Source organism: Hydrogenophaga sp. (assembly GCF_019264445.1).
Taxonomy (GTDB): domain Bacteria; phylum Pseudomonadota; class Gammaproteobacteria; order Burkholderiales; family Burkholderiaceae_C; genus Hydrogenophaga.
Genome location: NZ_JAHVAB010000063.1, coordinates 1 through 16,161, shown reverse-complemented (window position 1 = coordinate 16,161; position 16,161 = coordinate 1). Strand labels below are relative to the sequence as shown.

The 16,161-nt window shown below is 66.8% G+C and carries 12 protein-coding genes; 6 read left to right on the top strand and 6 right to left on the bottom strand.

What is annotated here, in order from left to right:
• Nucleotides 1–480: 480 nt before the first annotated feature.
• Complete coding sequence (locus KXJ60_RS13150; protein ID WP_291128242.1) at nt 481–4,140, top strand: DUF748 domain-containing protein; 3,660 nt, start codon at nt 481–483, stop codon at nt 4,138–4,140.
• A 112-nt stretch (nt 4,141–4,252) separates the two neighbouring features.
• Nucleotides 4,253–6,964: a DUF349 domain-containing protein gene (locus tag KXJ60_RS13145; RefSeq protein ID WP_291128240.1), complete on the top strand. Its 2,712-nt coding sequence runs from the start codon at nt 4,253–4,255 to the stop codon at nt 6,962–6,964.
• Between the two features lie 16 nt (nt 6,965–6,980).
• On the opposite strand, the gene KXJ60_RS13140 is transcribed toward KXJ60_RS13145, so the two are convergent.
• The 6 genes from KXJ60_RS13140 to KXJ60_RS13115 form a co-directional block, all read right to left on the bottom strand.
• The gene (locus KXJ60_RS13140; protein WP_291128237.1) at nt 6,981–7,838 is read right to left on the bottom strand and encodes a M90 family metallopeptidase; all 858 of its coding nucleotides are present in this window, start codon (nt 7,836–7,838) and stop codon (nt 6,981–6,983) included.
• Nucleotides 7,839–7,847: 9 nt separating this feature from the next.
• Nucleotides 7,848–8,666, bottom strand: coding sequence for a UDP-2,3-diacylglucosamine diphosphatase (locus KXJ60_RS13135; RefSeq protein WP_291128234.1), 819 nt, complete (start codon nt 8,664–8,666; stop codon nt 7,848–7,850).
• 27 nt (nt 8,667–8,693) lie between these two features.
• Nucleotides 8,694–9,200, bottom strand: a complete 507-nt coding sequence (locus KXJ60_RS13130) for a peptidylprolyl isomerase (protein WP_291128231.1) — start codon at nt 9,198–9,200, stop codon at nt 8,694–8,696.
• Nucleotides 9,201–9,202: 2 nt separating this feature from the next.
• Nucleotides 9,203–9,904 (bottom strand): peptidylprolyl isomerase, encoded by a 702-nt coding sequence (locus tag KXJ60_RS13125; RefSeq protein ID WP_291128230.1) that lies wholly within the window; start codon nt 9,902–9,904, stop codon nt 9,203–9,205.
• A complete protein-coding gene (locus KXJ60_RS13120; protein ID WP_291128227.1) occupies nt 9,904–11,046 on the bottom strand; it encodes a L,D-transpeptidase in 1,143 nt (380 codons plus the stop codon). Before KXJ60_RS13120 ends, KXJ60_RS13125 begins: the two co-directional genes overlap by 1 nt.
• A 341-nt stretch (nt 11,047–11,387) precedes the next feature.
• The gene (locus KXJ60_RS13115; RefSeq protein WP_291128224.1) at nt 11,388–12,446 is read right to left on the bottom strand and encodes a tetratricopeptide repeat protein; all 1,059 of its coding nucleotides are present in this window, start codon (nt 12,444–12,446) and stop codon (nt 11,388–11,390) included.
• 258 nt (nt 12,447–12,704) lie between these two features.
• Between KXJ60_RS13115 and cysS the strand changes: the two genes are divergently transcribed.
• The 4 genes from cysS to KXJ60_RS13095 form a co-directional block, all read left to right on the top strand.
• Nucleotides 12,705–14,090: a cysteine--tRNA ligase gene (gene cysS, locus KXJ60_RS13110; RefSeq protein ID WP_291128221.1), complete on the top strand. Its 1,386-nt coding sequence runs from the start codon at nt 12,705–12,707 to the stop codon at nt 14,088–14,090.
• A complete protein-coding gene (locus KXJ60_RS13105; protein ID WP_291128219.1) occupies nt 14,090–14,740 on the top strand; it encodes a DNA-3-methyladenine glycosylase 2 family protein in 651 nt (216 codons plus the stop codon). The genes cysS and KXJ60_RS13105 overlap by 1 nt, the downstream gene beginning before the upstream one ends.
• Before the next feature lie 42 nt (nt 14,741–14,782).
• Complete coding sequence (locus tag KXJ60_RS13100) at nt 14,783–15,769, top strand: acetyl-CoA carboxylase carboxyltransferase subunit alpha (protein WP_291128216.1); 987 nt, start codon at nt 14,783–14,785, stop codon at nt 15,767–15,769.
• 70 nt (nt 15,770–15,839) lie between these two features.
• Nucleotides 15,840–16,161 (top strand): ATP-binding protein (locus KXJ60_RS13095; RefSeq protein ID WP_291128345.1); only part of this gene is annotated, 322 nt, incomplete at its 3' end.

Sequence of the window (16,161 nt, the reverse complement as noted above, 5' to 3'; positions counted from 1 at the left end):
GCGCGGCGGCATTGCTAGCGGGAATCCCGCGTGTGGCAAGGGTTTCAGCTGCGTCCAGGCCCCTTGACCGCTTGTCGGCTCGCGACCACCTTTCATGTTCCAAAACGTGATTCCGACCTCGTTGAATGGCCACCAGTGTCGCGATTGAAAATCTCCATGGCGATCGACCCGTTGCCGTATTGATCTGCCAGAACGAGCGGAGTAACCTGCGGCTGTCCGTCTGAGGACGGGCATTTGCTGGCAACGCGGTGAACCGCAAGCCAGCCCCCAACGGGAGCAATCTGTTGCTTCCAGGCTGGAGAGACATCCAACTCCCTCCGCCAAAAACGACGGCATGAGCTCATTGCCCGCCGTCAACCCCGGCAAGCCTCGCTTGCCGGGGTTTCTTGTTTCTGGAGAGCGTTTGTCGAGTAGAGGTCGTGCCGCGCATGGCCCGCAGTTCGACGACACTCCCGGGATGCGCTGGCAATCGATCGCACGATGAACACATTTCTCTCCAGGCTGCCGCAAGGCCGCTGGGCCCGACGCCTGCTGATGGCGGTGCTGGGTCTCCTCTTGTTGTGGCTGCTGGGCTGGGTAGGCGTGCCACCGCTGCTGAAGTGGCAACTGCAGAAGCAGGCAAGTGCCGCACTGGGCCGGCAAGTGAGCGTGGAGCGCGTGGATTTCCGCCCGTGGTCGCTGGAGCTGGCCATCGAAGGCTTGCGCGTGGCGAATGCGCAGGGCGATGGCGCACAGTTGTCGCTTTCACGCTTGTATATAGATGCCGAAATGCAGTCGCTGCTGCGGCTTGCGCCAGTGATCAACACCTTGACCCTGGAGCAGCCCAGGCTGGCCTTGCGCCACCTGGGCGAGGGCCGCTACGACGTGGACGATGTGCTGAGCCGCCTTCGCCCAAAGGACAACGAGGCACCCTCAGATCCGGCCTTGTTTGCTCTCTTCAACATCCATCTTTCGGGTGGGGAGCTCGTGTTCGTCGACGACAGCGTGGGCGTGACACACAAGATGACCGATCTGACCGTCGGTGTGCCTTTCTTGAGCAATCTGCCGTCTCGCCTGAAAGTGGTTACCCAGCCTCGACTGGCTTTCGTCCTCAACGGCAGCGCCTTCGACTCCAACGCGAGTACCACGCCATTTGCCCAGACGCGCGACACGGATGCCCGCGTGGATGTTCCTGCGCTGGACCTGGCGCCTTACTTCCCTTACTGGCCTGCCCAGTGGCCAGTGAAGCCCGAAGCCGGCGTGTTGCAGCTGGCGCTCAAGCTGGGCTTTGAGCTGCAGGACACCCCCCGTTTGTCGATTTCGGGCACTGCGGCGCTGTCCGGGTTGCGTGTGGTGGAGCGCGCGGGCGCATCGCAGACGCTTCCGCTGCTGGCCTGGGACCGCCTGGGCCTGCAGCTCAACCGCGTCGAGCCGCTGGCAGGCGTGGTGGATCTGGCGGCCATCGAGCTGAAGGCGCCGGACGTGACGCTCGCGCGCGATGCTGCCGGGCGGCTGAACCTGCAGCGGTTGGCGCAGGGCTGGGTGGGCAAAGCGACGCCAGGTGCGGCACCGGGGGCCGAGAGCGCCCCGCCGCCGGCAGCCGCGCCTGCGCCAACGCCATGGAAGGTCAACGTCGAACGACTCGCGATGGAAGGTGGGACCGTGCGCTGGAGCGATGCGTCGGTGCAGCCCGGCGTGCAGATGGTGCTGAGCGCACTCAATGTGCAGGCGCAGTCGATCAAGTGGCCCATGCAGGAGGCGGTCCCCTTCGAGGTGGCGGCACTGCTCGGGCAGACGCCGCTGTCCATCAAGGGCGCGGCAACCCCCATGCAGGCCAGCGCGCAGTTGGCCTTGGGGGAGCTGCCCTTGGCCACATGGGCTCCTTACGTTGCTACCGTGCTGGTGCCGGAGCTTGATGGGCGGCTCAGCAGCGATCTGCAGCTGGAATGGCGAGCGGCCCAGGCCGATACCGACATGGGTTTGACCGTGAATGCGTCCCGCATCGAGCTTGCCGATGTGCGGCTGGGCCCCAGCCGCCAACCATGGGCCGCCTTGCGCAGCTTGCGGGTGCAGGATGCGCGCGTGGACCTGGCGGCAAAAAGCGTGGGCGTGGGCCAGGTGGTGCTCAACCGGCCGCAGTTGCGTGTGCAGCGCGACAAGGAAGGGCGGTGGATGGTGGAGCGCTGGTTGAGGGCGCAGCCAGAAGCGCCGACGCCCGCGAGCGCTGCGCTGAAGCCAGCCTCTCCCTGGCAACTGACGCTGGCCGACGTGCAGATAGACGCAGGAGCCGTGTCGGTGGAAGACCTCGGGTTGGCGCAACCCGTCAACTTGGATCTGAGCCAGATCAAGCTGCAGCTCAAGAACCTCCAGCCGATGGCTCGCAGTCAGCCCGACATGCCGCTGTCGCTCCAGCTTCGCATGGCCACTGTCAAAGGCGACAGGGCAGAACCCGGCAAACTCTCGCTGGAGGGCTCGCTGCGCTTGCCGGGCACTGGCGAGACGGCGGGCGCCGGCCTGCGCACCCAGCTCAAGGTGCAAGCCGACCGCCTTCCGGTGCATGCGCTGGAGCCTTACTTTGGCGACCGCCTGAACCTGGACTTGCTTCGTGCTGACGCCAGCTACCGTGGCACGGTTGACGCAGCGTTGCCATCCACCGGGCTGCGACTGGCGCTGGCGGGCAACGCGGCACTGGACGACTTCAGGGCCAACACCCTGTCGCCGGCCGAAGATCTGCTGGCATGGAAGTCCCTCCAGGTGCGCGGCTTGAAAATCGGCATGGCGCCGGGGCAGGCCACGCGTGTGTCCGTCGATGAAACCGTGCTCAGCGACTACTTTGCGCGCCTCATCATCGACGAGGCTGGGCGCATCAACCTGCAAGGGCTGGTGAAGAGCCAGGCTGAAGGGGCGGGGGCTGCGGCCACACCCGCCGTTGCAACGCCAGTGGCGGATGCAGGCCCGCCGCCCGACATGCGCTTTGGGCCGATCAGCTTGGTCAATGGCCGCGTGCTGTTTTCAGATCGCTTCATCAAGCCGAACTACTCGGCCAACCTCAGCGAGCTCACTGGCAGCCTGAGCTCATTCGCCAGCGTCCCGCCCGGCGGTGCGCCGCAAATGGCCGACCTCTCGCTGCGTGGACGCGCCGAGGGCACCGCCGCCCTGGAGATCGACGGCAAGCTCAACCCCTTGGCCCAGCCGCTGGCGCTGGACGTGCGGGGGCGTGTGCGCAACCTGGAGCTGCCACCGCTGTCGCCCTACACCGTGAAATACGCGGGGTATGGCATTGAGCGCGGCAAGCTCAGCGTGGACGTGGCCTACAAGATTGAACCCGATGGTCAGCTCACGGCCTCCAACCAGATCATCCTGAACCAGTTGAACTTCGGCGACCGCGTGGCCGGCAGCGAGGCGCCCAACCTGCCCGTGAAGCTGGCGGTGGCGCTGCTGGCCGACCGCAACGGAGTGATCGACATCAACCTGCCGGTGAGTGGTTCGCTCAACGATCCGCAGTTCAAGCTGGCGCCGCTGATCTTTCGTCTCATCTTCAACCTGATTGGCAAGGCCATCACGTCGCCGTTCTCGTTGGTCGCCAGCGCCTTCGGTGGTGGCGGCGAAGAAATGAGCCAGATCGCTTTCGACCCGGGCAGCCGCGTGCTGGACGACGACGGCAAAAAGCGGCTGGATGCCGTGGCCAAGGCGCTCACCGACCGACCTGGCTTGCAGGTCACGGTGGTGGGGCACGGTGATCTGGATGCCGAACGCGCTGGCTACCAGCGCGCAAAGCTCGACGAACGGGTGCTGGCTGAAAAACGCCGGGCCCTGGCGCGCGAGGGCGCGCCCATCAGCGATGCGCTCACTGTGTCGCCGGCCGAGTACCCGGCGTTGCTCAAGGAGGTCTACCGCCGGGCCGAAATACCCAAGCCGCGCAATGCGGTCGGTATCGCCAGGGACCTTCCGCAGGCCGAGATGGAGGCCTTGTTGCTGGCGTCGATTCCTGTCACTGACGATGCGATCCGGGAGCTCGCGGTCGCACGCGGCGTGGTCGTCAAGGAGTACCTGGCGGCCCGACAGCTGCCGGAAGATCGCCTGTTCCAGGGCGCGCCCCAGCTCGTCAGCCGGGGTGAAAAGTGGCGGCCCCAGGCCGAGCTGAAGCTCGCACCGCGTTGAATGGCCAGCAGGCCGGCCCCAGGCGGGGCCGGTGCGCGGCAACTGCGGCGACAATACGCGCTGGTCGCGCCGCCGTGGCGCTGGCACCCGAATTGATCGAGCCCTCTTTTTCATGTCGCTGTTTTCCCTGCGCAAAAACCCGTCTTCGTCCAACGCCTCCGACCCTGCCGTGAACACGCCCACTTCTCCCAAGCCCGCCGGATCGAACGCCGCCCACCCTCTGGATGCCGTGACCGGCGGCGCGTTTTCTGCACCCACGTCGGGCGAGCGCGCGGCGCGCATCCGCGACTGGCTCGCGACCGACCCCGCGCTCGAGCAGATGAACGAAGTGTTCAAGGAGCTCTCGCACCGCGATCGCGGGGCCGCCAAGCCGCTGAAGGAAAAGCTCGACGAACTCAAGCGCCAGAAGTCGCAGGAGCAAATGTCGGTGGAGTGGGCTCAGAAGGCGCAGTCGCTGATCGAGCAGTCGCGCCTGAACTTGGCCGATGCCCTGGCCTGGCAGCGAGACGCTGCCCGCGCAGGCGCGCCACTGTCGCGCGAACCGCTGGCCACATTGCGCCAGGCGCTGGCCGAACGCGTCAAGGCCATTGAAGACCTGCAACACCGTGTGCAGGTGGAGCGCGAAGCCGCGGTGCTGATTGCCCAGCGCATCGAAGTGCTTTCCACCAAACCCTGGCGCGACGCCCAGCAGATTGCGGAAACCTTGCGCACGGACGTGGCCCAGTGGCAGCAGCAGGCCAGCGGCTTGTCGCAGGACGTGCAGTGGCCCAGCGTCGACGCCAAGTTCCCCCCCATGCTCGATGCATCACGCCAACAGCTGCAGCTGGTGTGGGATGCATTCGAAGCCGCCCTGGCGCAAACCGTGGCCGCCGACGCCAACCCGCAGGCGCCGCTGCCGGCCGTGCCGGTCTGGGCCGACGAGTTGCGAGTGGCGCGCGGCCAGGACGTGCCCGCACCCGCTGAGAAAGCCCCCGTGGATCCCAAGGTGCAGCAGGAAAAGCGCGCTCGCGTCGCGGCCGAGCTCGACGAGGCGCTGAAGGTGCTGGAGCGCGAGCTGGCAGAGGGCCACGGCAAGGCCACGCCCAAAGCCGCGGCCGATGTGCGCGCCTTGCTCAAGAGCCACGGACGTCTCGTGCCCGCCGAGCTGGACGCCCGCGCCCAGGCGGCGCTGGGCCAGGCTGGCGAACTCGAAGGCTGGCAGCGCTGGCGCGCAGACCAGCTGCGCGAAGAACTGGTGGCCAAGGCCGAGGCCCTGCTGCAGGCGCCGGAAGGCCAGCGGCTGGGCGGGCGCAAGATGCAGGAAACCCTGCGCAACCTGCGTGACCAGTGGAAGAGCACCGACCAGGGCGGACAGCCCAACCACGCGTTGTGGAAACGTTTTGACGAAGCTTGCACACAAGCCCACAAGGTGGTTGAAGCGTGGCTGGTGCAAGTGCGCCAGCAGAGCGAGGCGCACAAGGCGCAGCGCGCGGCCATCATCGAAGAGCTCAAGGCCTGGACGTTGGCGCATGCCGACAGCACCGACTGGAAATCCCAGGTGCGTGAACTGCACGCGTTCTCGGAGCGCTGGCGCGAAGCCGGGCACCTGAGCGAAAAAGCATTTGCCGACATCCAGCCCGTCTGGAAAGACGCGATGCACCAGGCGCACGAGCGCCTGGAAGCGGCACAGGCCGAGAGCACCGCGCGCCGCAAGGCACTGATTGATGAAGCCGTGGCCCTGGGCGCCGCACCCATGCTGCGCATCGATGCCGTCAAGGCTTTGCAGCAGCGCTGGCAAGCCGAAGCCCATGCGGTGCCACTGGAGCGCAAGCACGAGCAGAAGCTGTGGGAGGCGTTCCGCCAGCCGATTGACGAGGCCTTTGCACGCAAGAGCACCGAGCGCGAGAAAGCCGCCACAGCCCTGAACGCGCACGACCAGCGTGTGCTGGACGCGTCGCGCGCGCTGGAAGCCGCCAGCGCCAGCGGCGATGCGCAGCGCATCCGTGCGGCCATGAACGAACTGGAACTCGCGCTGGCCGGGCAGGCCGCCGCGCCTGCTGCCGTACCGGCTGTGGCCCCGGCGCAAGCGCCTGCCGCGCCCGTTGCCCAGGAAGGTGCCGAGGCTGTTGCGGACGATGCGGCTGTGCCTGAGGCGGCCGAGTCTGCTGGACCGGCTCGGCCTGTGACACCTGCTGCGCCACCCAAGAAAATCGTCGCCGTGCGTGGTGACGACCGCCCCGGCATGAAGAAGGCTGAGCCCGTGGCCCGCGATGGCCGTCGGGATGGCGGATCGGGCCGCCCCGATGCACGCGGCGGTCGCGACGCCCGCGGTCCGGGTGGCGCGTCGCCCTGGCGCGATGCGCGGCCCGAGCGCGAAGCGCGTGGCCCACGACTGGGCGACGCAGCGTTCCGTGCACAACGCCAGGCCATCGAAGCCGCGCAGGCCAGCCTGCGCAAGCTCGCGGCCCAGGCGCACGGCGAAGTGCTCACGCAGTTGGTGACGGCTTGGCAGCAACGCGATGCCGAGCAGCTGCCGACCGCTCAGGCGCTGGGCCCTCGCGTGAGCGCGGGCAACCGCGCGGCCTGGGCGGGCGCACTGGGCAAGCCCGCCACTGCGCTGTCGGGTGAAACCTTGCTGCGCCTGGAAATGGCGGCCGAAGTCCCCACACCCGCCGAATACCTGAGCGAGCGCCGCATGCTGCAGCTGCAACTGCTCACGCGCCGCCATGCCGCCGCGCCTGCCGACACCTGGGTGGACGATGTGGCCAGCGTGCTGGCCTCGGGGTTTGATGCGGGTGCCGAGCGGCGCCTTCAGAACGTGCTGAAGGTCCTGCTCAAGCGCTGATGCCCGCCCGCGCGCCTCAGCGCGTGGCGCGGCCTGGATGGAAGAAGCCGTCGTACAGCGGGATCAGCTCGGCAAACTCGGCTTCGAAGCGCGCGCGGTTGACGAAGTAGGCCTCGCACGTCACGGCGAAAAATTCGGCGGCGTCCTTCGCCGCGTAGTCGTCCAGCCAGGGTTGCTCGCCACCGAAACGTTCGGCCATGGCCACAGCCTCGCGGAAACGGTCGTAGCTCGCCTGCATGGTCTGCCGCCAGCGCGCGCGGGCCTGCGCCGGGTGACGCGTGCCCAGGAACCCGGTGGGCAAGGGTGGGGCGCCATCCGGCGCTTCTCCCATCGACATGTCGTGCATGTCCAGCTTGTGCACGAACTCGTGGATCACCACGTTGTGGCCGCGTTCTGCCCACTGGCCCGCCTGGGCCACGTCTTCCCAGCTGAGCATGAGGGGGCCGCGGTCCATGGCTTCGCCGGCCAGCACCTCGTCGTAGTGGTGAACCACGCCGGCGCCATCGGTCGTCTTGCGCCGCGCCACCACAGCGCCCGGTTGCACGACGATGCCGACAAAGTCGCCATACCAGTCCAGCAGCTTCAGAGGGTCGCGCACAGGCTCGCCCGACACGCCGTGCATGTGCAGCAGGGGCAGGCAGGCTTGCGCGGCAATGGCCAATGCCATGGCGTCGGTCACCGCTTGCCCGTTGGCGCCGTGGAACTCTTTCTCCAGCAGGAAGTGGGTGCACAGCAGGCGCAGGCGCTGTTGGTCGTCTTCGTCGAGCGCCGCCAGAAACGGGTGTTGGGCGATCGTCGTGCGCCACAGCGCGTCGGGGAGGGGCGTGGGCCGGCGCAGCGCGCGCGGCAGCCAGCGTTGGAGCAGGTCGATCATGGGCAGGGCTCAGCGCGCCAGGGGCAAGCGGTGCACGCCGCGAGCGTCCAGCCGGAGCACTTCGGCGCGCGCCGGCTGCGCGTTCGCATCCCAGTCGCTGAGCACGACGCGTTGCAAACCGTCGCCCAGCGCGTGGGTGGCGGGGCGGTGCGTATGACCATGGATGAGCGTGGGCGCGTTGGCGTGTCGCAGCCAGGCGCGCGCTGCGCTGGTGTCCACGTCGGCCCACAGGCTGGGGTCTTTGCCCGTGCTGCGTTTGCGCGCTTCGCTCTGCGCACGCAAGTCGCGCGCAAGGGCCTCGCGTTGCGGCAGCGGTTGCGCAAGGAATTCGTGTTGCCAGGCGGGGTCGCGCACTTGCGATCGGAATCGCATGTAGTCCGTGTCGGCCAGGCAGAGGGCGTCGCCATGGCTGAGCAACCAGCGCTGGCCGTTGAGCACCAGCACGCTGGGGTCGCTCAGCCGCTGCATGCCACAGGCGTCCAGCGCGGCGGGCCCGACCAGGAAGTCCCGGTTGCCCGCCATGAAGTACACCGGAGCGTGGTCGCTGTAGGCGCGCAGGGCTTGTGCGCAGGCGCGCCAGAAGGCGTGGTCGGTGGAGGTGTGCGCGCGTGCGCCCAGCACATCGTCGCCCACCCACACCTCGAAAAGATCACCCAGGATGAACAGCGCATCGGCGCGTTCGCTGGATGGCCGTTGCAGGTAGTCCAGCCATGCGCCGAACGTGTCGGGCTCGCTCGCCTGCAAGTGCAGATCGGAAATGAAATCGACCGCTTGCCAGCCCGCGGGAGCGATGCATTCGGCGAAGCGGTCGATTGGGGTGTCGGTCATGCAGATCGGGGCGGGGCGCCCCATGCATCAGATCGCGACGGCTTTTTCAATCACGACGTCGTCCTTGGGCACGTCGTCATGGAAGCCCTTGCGGCCGGTGGGCAGGCCTTCGATCTTCTTGACGATCTCGCTGCCCGACACCACTTTGCCGAACACGGCATAGCCCCAGCCTTGTGCGCTGGGCGCCGTGTGGTTGAGGAAGCCGTTGTTGGCGACGTTGATGAAGAACTGCGCGGTGGCGGAGTGTGGGTCGCTGGTGCGCGCCATGGCCACGGTGTAGGTGTCGTTCTTCAGGCCGTTGTTGGCTTCGTTGGTGATGGGTGCGTCGGTGGGCTTCTGGTTCATGCCAGGCTCGAAGCCGCCGCCTTGCACCATGAAGCCGGGGATCACGCGGTGGAACACGGTGTTGTTGTAGTGGCCCTTGTTCACGTAGGCGAGGAAGTTGGCGGTGGATGCGGGGGCTTTTTCAGCGTCCAGCTCGAGCGTGATGACGCCGTGACCGGTGATGTGCAGTTCGACTTTCGGGTTGGCCATGTTTATTTCTCCAGGGTGGCTTTGAGGATGGTGATGGGGGTTCTGGGCACGTCGGTGGGGAACGGGCCGCCAGCGCCGGTGGGCGTGTCCTTGATCTTGTTGACCACGTCCATGCCGGAGACGACCTTGCCGAACACGGTGTAGCCGTAGAGTTCGCCGGCATTGAGCAGGCTGGCGCGCGGCACGTCCTTGTACACCTTGCCACGGTACTCGAACTGCGGCACGGGGTCGCCGGGCGGAATGGGTGTGGGGTCCAGGAAGGCGTTGTCCTTGACGTTGATGAAGAACTGCGACGAGGCGGAGTTGGGGTCGTTGGTGCGGGCCATGGCCACCGTGCCGACCACGTTGCGCGGCCCGCCCTGGGCGATGGCCGCCTGGCCTTCATGGGGGACGGGCGGGCGCGTGGGTTTTTGCGTGTAGCTCTGATCGAAGCCACCGCCCTGCACCATGAAGTTGCTGATCACGCGGTGGAACACCGTGCCGTCGTAGTGCTTGTCGCGCACGTACTGCAGGAAGTTCTCCACCGTCTTGGGCGCCTTGTCGGGGTAGAGCTCGATCACGATGTCGCCCATCGAGGTGCTGAGCTTCACGCGCGGTGCCGTGGTTTGCGCACCGGCCGTCATCGGCAGCCAGGCTGCGCCGGTGGCCAGGGCAATGGCCATGACGGCCGCACGGCGCCGCAGGGGGTGGAGGGACAGTTTCATCAGATCGTTCCTTCAAAAAAGATGGTCCAGCGGTCTTGTTCGCGCACCCAGTACTGGCGCTTGGTCACACCCCGGCTCTGGCCGGCGGCCACCTCGCCAAAGGTGACCACCATGGTGTCCTCCTGGTCGCGCCAGCGCAGGACCGAGAGGTCTTTCATCTGCAGCTCGCGCGAGCCGTTCGCGCGCAGCTCGGTTTCCACACGGGGCCACCACTGGGCCAGATCCCGCCCCTGGCTCATGAAGCGCTGCGAGTAAAACGACTTGAGTTCGTCCAGGTTGCCGGTACTGCGGGTGCGGCGCCAGGAGGCCAGCACTTCCTCGAACTGTGTCAGGTCGCCTGCGAGTGCGTCGGGCTTGACCCACTGCAGCGAGGGCGCGATCACCACCGGCGTGGTGCGAATCTGCACGGTGGAGAGCAGGCGCTGCAGGTCGGGGTTGGACAGCACCACGCAACCGTCGGACGCCTGCGGCGCGCGCACGAACTGCTCGCTGGGCGTGCCGTGCAGCCAGATGCCGCTGCCTGTCTTGCCGCGCTGCACATCGAGCGGGTTGGGGTAGTTGATGGGCAGGGCACCCACGCCGTAGAGGTCGGGCAGATCGGCCGGATTGAGCGTGCTGGTGATGTAGTACACGCCCAAAGGGGTGCGCTTGTCGCCTTCAACAGACTTCTCGATGCCCGACAGGCCGACCGAAATGTAGAAGTCACCAAGGAGTTTGAGGCGTGGTGTACGACCCGTCTCAGTGCCGTTGCGCGCCGCGGTGAGGTTTTCAAACAAATACAGGCGCGAGCGGGAGGCGTCGATGGCGATGGCGTGGCGGCTCTGGGGCGAGAGGGTGAGGAACTGCGTGGGCACGCTGCCTTCGGGCGGCCGCTCGGTCAGGGCCAGCAGGCGGCGGCGCGACTCCTCCCGCAAGGCGCTGAGCTGCGCAGAGGCGGCCATCGCCTTGGTATCCGGTACGTCGCCCAGCAGGCGCACGGGGCGTGTCTGGAGGGTCAGCAGATCGCCGAGCACGAGTTGCGCCAGCTGGAAGTTCGGGTGGTCTCGCACCAGCGACTCGGCGAGCTTCAGGGCCTCGCGGTGCTGTGCATCGCCAATGAGCTGGTAGATCTCGATGAGACGGGCTTCCGCTCGCCCCATCATGGGCTTGGTTTGTTCGAGCCGCTGGCCGCTGAGGGTGACTGGCTCCAGCCCTGAGGGTGGCGGTCCCGCCAGGCTTTGGGCGGCCTCCTGCACGCGGGCCACAGCGGTGTCGAGGAGCGATGTGGGTGCTTCGCGCGGCGGGGTCGCCGATGCCGGCGCGTCGCGTTCGGACGCCGGCCTGTGCAGCAAGGCGGCTGCCACCACCAGGACGGCCAGGATGCCTGCGGCCCATGCGGCACGAGGCCAGCGTCTGGAAGCCTGTGAACCGTAGCCTCGCCCCGGTCTGAGCAGCTCGGTCGAGAGGCTGGCATGGCCCCGTTGCGCGAACCGCCGACTGGCCATCAAGAGCCCGTGGATTCCCGAACGATCAGCCAGCGGCCGCCGCTTTTGACCAGCTCCAGCGTCTTGCGGCTCGTGACGTTCAAGGTGTCGGAGGTGTAGTCCTGACGGAAGCGCGCGGTGGCGCGGTCGCCATTGACGGTGATGTTGAGGTCGCTCACGTCGACCCCGATGCGCGAACGGGGCTCGATGCGCGAGCGGCGCTCCGCTTCCCATGCAGCGCGGCTCATGCCGCCCGGGGGTGTGAAGGCCGGGCCATAAGACCCGAGGTAGCTGGCGACATTTTTCGAGGCCCACGCACGCGCCCACGCGTTCACCGCGGCTTCGGCCTCGCGTTGGGCATCGCCGCTGGCGGCGGGCGCAGCGGGTGCGGAGGCCGGCGGTGGTGCCACGGGTGCGGCGGCAGCGGCAGGCGGCTTCGGCGCTGGCGCAGCGGCTGGCACCGGTGCAGCTGCCGGCGCCGGGGCGGCCGCGACCGAGGTGCTGGTGCGCGCGCCCCGCGTGTCGGCCGCAAACAGGTTGCGGATCAGGCTGAGCTTGGGGGGCACGCCCTGGTTGCTGCCATCGAGCTGCAGCGCCTTGCTGTAGGCCTGGCTGGCGAGCTTGGCGTATACGTCGCCGAGATTCTCGTGCGCCGTGGCATAGCTGGGGTTGGTGCGAATCGCCATTTCGAGGGCGGCGCGCGCCTTGTCGAACTGGCTCTGGCTGGCATAGAGCACCGCGAGGTTGTTGTAGGGCTCGGGCAGTTCGGGGAAGTCTTCGGTGAGCTTGGCGAAGGTGCCGATGGCCTCGGTGGCCTTGCCGCTCTCGGTCTGGATCACGCCCTTGAGGAACCGCATTTGAGGGTCACGCGGCTTGGCGGTCAGGTACTGGTCGGCCTTGGCCATGGCCTCGCCCAACTGACCCGCACGCACCAGCCGGTTGACGTCGGCATATTCGTCGCCTTGCGCCCAGGCCATGGGCATGCCCAGGCTGGCTGCGGTGAGCGTGGCCAGCGCGAGCCGACGCAGGTGAGGCGTGAGGCCGCTTTGGCTGGGCTGTGATTTCGCGGGGTGTTGCATGGGACCTCGGAAGCAAGCCTGGGCATCCGCAAGGGATGGGGCCAGTGAGACGTTGATCGAATGCCTGGAGGCGTGCTGGGGCGCGCCACCGGGCTGGATATACTGGCGGATTGTATCTGAGGGGTCTTGTTCCGATGGCCGCGCCAGACCGTATGGAACACCCGCAAGGCCCGTTGCGCGGAGGGTGCAGCGCACGGCCTGACCGAGCCGGTTTTCCACCCCCGATCACCGCCCTGAATTCCGCGCCTCCCGCCGCCCATGACCCTGAAAATCTACAACACCCTGTCGCGCCGACTGGAGGACTTCCAGCCGATCGAACCCGGGCACGTGCGCATGTACGTCTGCGGCATGACGATCTACGACCTGTGCCACGTCGGCCATGCCCGGATGATGATGGCTTTCGATGTCGTGCAGCGTTGGCTCAAGGTCAGCGGCTACCGCGTGACCTACGTGCGCAACATCACCGACATCGACGACAAGATCATCAAGCGCGCGCTGGAGCGAGGCATCACGTTGCGTGCGCTGACGGACGAGATGACGGCGGCCATGCACCAGGACATCGGTGCGCTGGGCATCGAGCCGCCCAGCATCGAGCCGCGCGCCACTGAATACGTGCCGCAGATGCTGTCGTTGATCGAGACGCTGCAGCACAAGGGCCTGGCCTACCAGGCCGACAACGGCGACGTGAATTACGCCGTGCGCAAGTTCCCTGGGTACGGCAAGTTGTCGGGCAAGTCGCTGGACGACCTGCGCGCCGGCGAACGCGTGGCGGTGGCGAGCGACAAGAACGACCCGCTGGACTTCGTGCTCTGGAAATCGGCCAAACCGGATGAGCCCGAAGAGGCCAAGTGGGCCAGTGCCTACGGCGCCGGCCGCCCGGGCTGGCACATCGAGTGCTCGGCCATGAGTTGCAGCACCTTGGGCGAGACCTTCGACATCCATGGCGGCGGTGCAGACCTGCAGTTTCCCCATCATGAAAACGAGATCGCCCAGAGCGAAGGCGCAACCGGCAAACCGCTGGCGAACTTCTGGGTGCACAACGGCTTCGTGCGGGTGGACAACGAAAAGATGTCCAAGAGCCTGGGCAACTTTTTCACCATTCGCGAGGTGTTGGCCAAGTACGACCCCGAGACGGTGCGGTTTTTCATCCTCCGCGCGCACTACCGCAGCGCGTTGAACTACAGCGACGTGCATCTGGACGACGCCCGGGGCGCACTCAAGCGGCTTTACACCGCGCTGTCCCACGTGCCTGCAGCGCCGGTGGGCGCGATCGACTGGACGCAGCCGCATGCCCAGCGCTTCCGCGATGCCATGAACGAAGACTTCGGCACGCCGGAGGCGGTCGCGGTGCTGTTTGATCTGGCGGGCGAGGTCAACCGCAGCAAGGACGTCGCGTTGTCCGGCTTGCTGCGCGCGCTCGGCGGGACGCTGGGCCTGTTGCAGGCCGATCCGGCCCTGTACCTGCAGGGGGGTGGTGCCGAGGCAGGCTTGGGCGAAGCCGACATCCTGGACTTGATCGGCCAGCGGGCCCTTGCCAAACAGGCGCGCAACTTTGCAGAGGCCGACCGCATTCGCCAGCAGCTGCTGGACCAAGGCGTTGTGCTCAAGGACAGTGCCGCAGGCACGACCTGGGAGCGCAGCTGATGGCACCCACCGCGATGCCGGAACTCAGCGCAGACGCGCCCGCCTACTGGGCTGAGGCCTGTCGCCATCTCATGAAGCGCGACCGGGTCATGAAAAAGCTCATACCCCAGCATGGCAGCGCATGCCTGCAGTCGCGTGGCGATGCATTCGTCACGCTGGCTCGCAGCATCGTCGGCCAACAGATTTCGGTGAAGGCGGCCCAGTCGGTGTGGGACCGCTTTGCCGTATTGCCCAAGAAAATGCTGCCCGCCCAGGTGCTCAAGCTGAAGGTGGACGACATGCGGGCCGCAGGGCTGTCGGCCCGAAAGGTGGAGTACCTGGTGGATCTCGCCTTGCACTTTGCCAACGACCAGGTGCACGTGAGCCAGTGGGCCGAGATGGATGACGAAGCCATCATTGCGGAGCTGGTGGCCATTCGAGGCATCGGCCGCTGGACGGCCGAGATGTTCCTGATCTTTCACCTCATGCGGCCCAACGTACTACCCCTGGACGACATCGGCCTGCAGAACGGCATCAGTCGTGCCTACTTTTCCGGCGAGCCCGTCAGCCGCAGCGAGATTCGCGAAGTGGCCCATACCTGGGCGCCCTATTGCAGTGTGGCGACTTGGTATATTTGGCGGTCGCTCGATCCGCTGCCGGTGAGTTACTGATCGCACCGGGACGTCGTTGCCACAAGACCAAAGGAGCCCACCTTGGCCAAAAAGAATTTTCTCGACTTCGAGCAGCCCATTGCCGAGCTCGAAACCAAGATTGAAGAGCTGCGCTACGTGCAGACGGAATCGGCGGTCGACATCTCTGAAGAGATCGAACAGCTCGCTGGCAAGAGCCTTCAGCTCACCAAAGACATCTACAGCAGCCTCACGCCGTGGCAGATCACCAAGATCGCGCGCCATGCCGATCGGCCTTACACGCTGGACTACGTGCGCGAGATCTTCACGCACTTTCAGGAGTTGCATGGCGACCGCCACTTCGCGGACGACCTGAGCATCGTGGGCGGGCTGGCGCGTTTCAATGGCCAGCCCTGCATGGTGCTCGGCCACCAGAAGGGCCGTGACACGAAAGAACGTGGCCTGCGCAACTTCGGCATGACCAAGCCCGAGGGCTATCGCAAGGCGCTGCGGCTGATGAAGCTGGCCGAGAAGTTCAAGCTGCCCGTGTTCACGTTCGTGGACACACCCGGTGCGTATCCGGGTATCGACGCCGAAGAGCGCGGTCAGTCCGAGGCGATCGGTCGCAACATCTTCGAGATGGCGCAGCTTGAAGTGCCGATCATCTCCACCATCATTGGTGAAGGCGGCTCGGGTGGTGCGCTGGCCATCGCGGTGGCCGATCAGGTGCTCATGCTGCAGTATTCCGTGTATTCGGTGATCAGCCCCGAAGGCTGTGCCTCGATCCTCTGGAAGACCAGCGACCGCGCCAGCGATGCCGCCGATGCCCTGGGCATCACGGCGCACCGTCTCAAGGCACTTGGCTTGGTGGACAAGATCGTCAACGAGCCCGTAGGCGGTGCCCATCGAGACCACAAGCAGATGGCCGCCTTCCTCAAGCGCGCGCTGGGCGACGCCTGGCGCCAGGTGGCAGACCTCAAGGTCAAAGAGCTGGTCGACCGCCGTTACGCGCGGCTGAACAGCTACGGTCGCTACACCGACACCAAGGCCGAAAGCAAGGACAAACGCTGAGGTGAATACCCCGGCCCAGCCACTCGCCAATCCCTGCGATCAGGCGTTGGCAGCGTGGTGGGCGCGTGGGGTGGGCGACGCGGGCGCCGTGCTGCCGGACCGCGTGGCCGTGGCCTTCAGTGGCGGGGCCGATTCCACGGCCTTGCTGCTGGCTGCGCACCGGCGATGGCCGGGCAGGGTGGTGGCCCTGCATGTGCACCATGGCTTGCAGGCAGCGGCCGATCAGTTCGAGTCCCACGCGAAAGCGTTCTGTGCCGAGCACGGCGTGCTGCTTGAAGCGGAGCGCGTTCAGGCTCGCCACGCGCCAGGCGAGAGCCCGGAGGACGCGGCGAGGCAGGCTCGCTACGTGGCACTCGCGCGCATGGCCCGGCAGGCAGGTGCGGCCGTGGTGC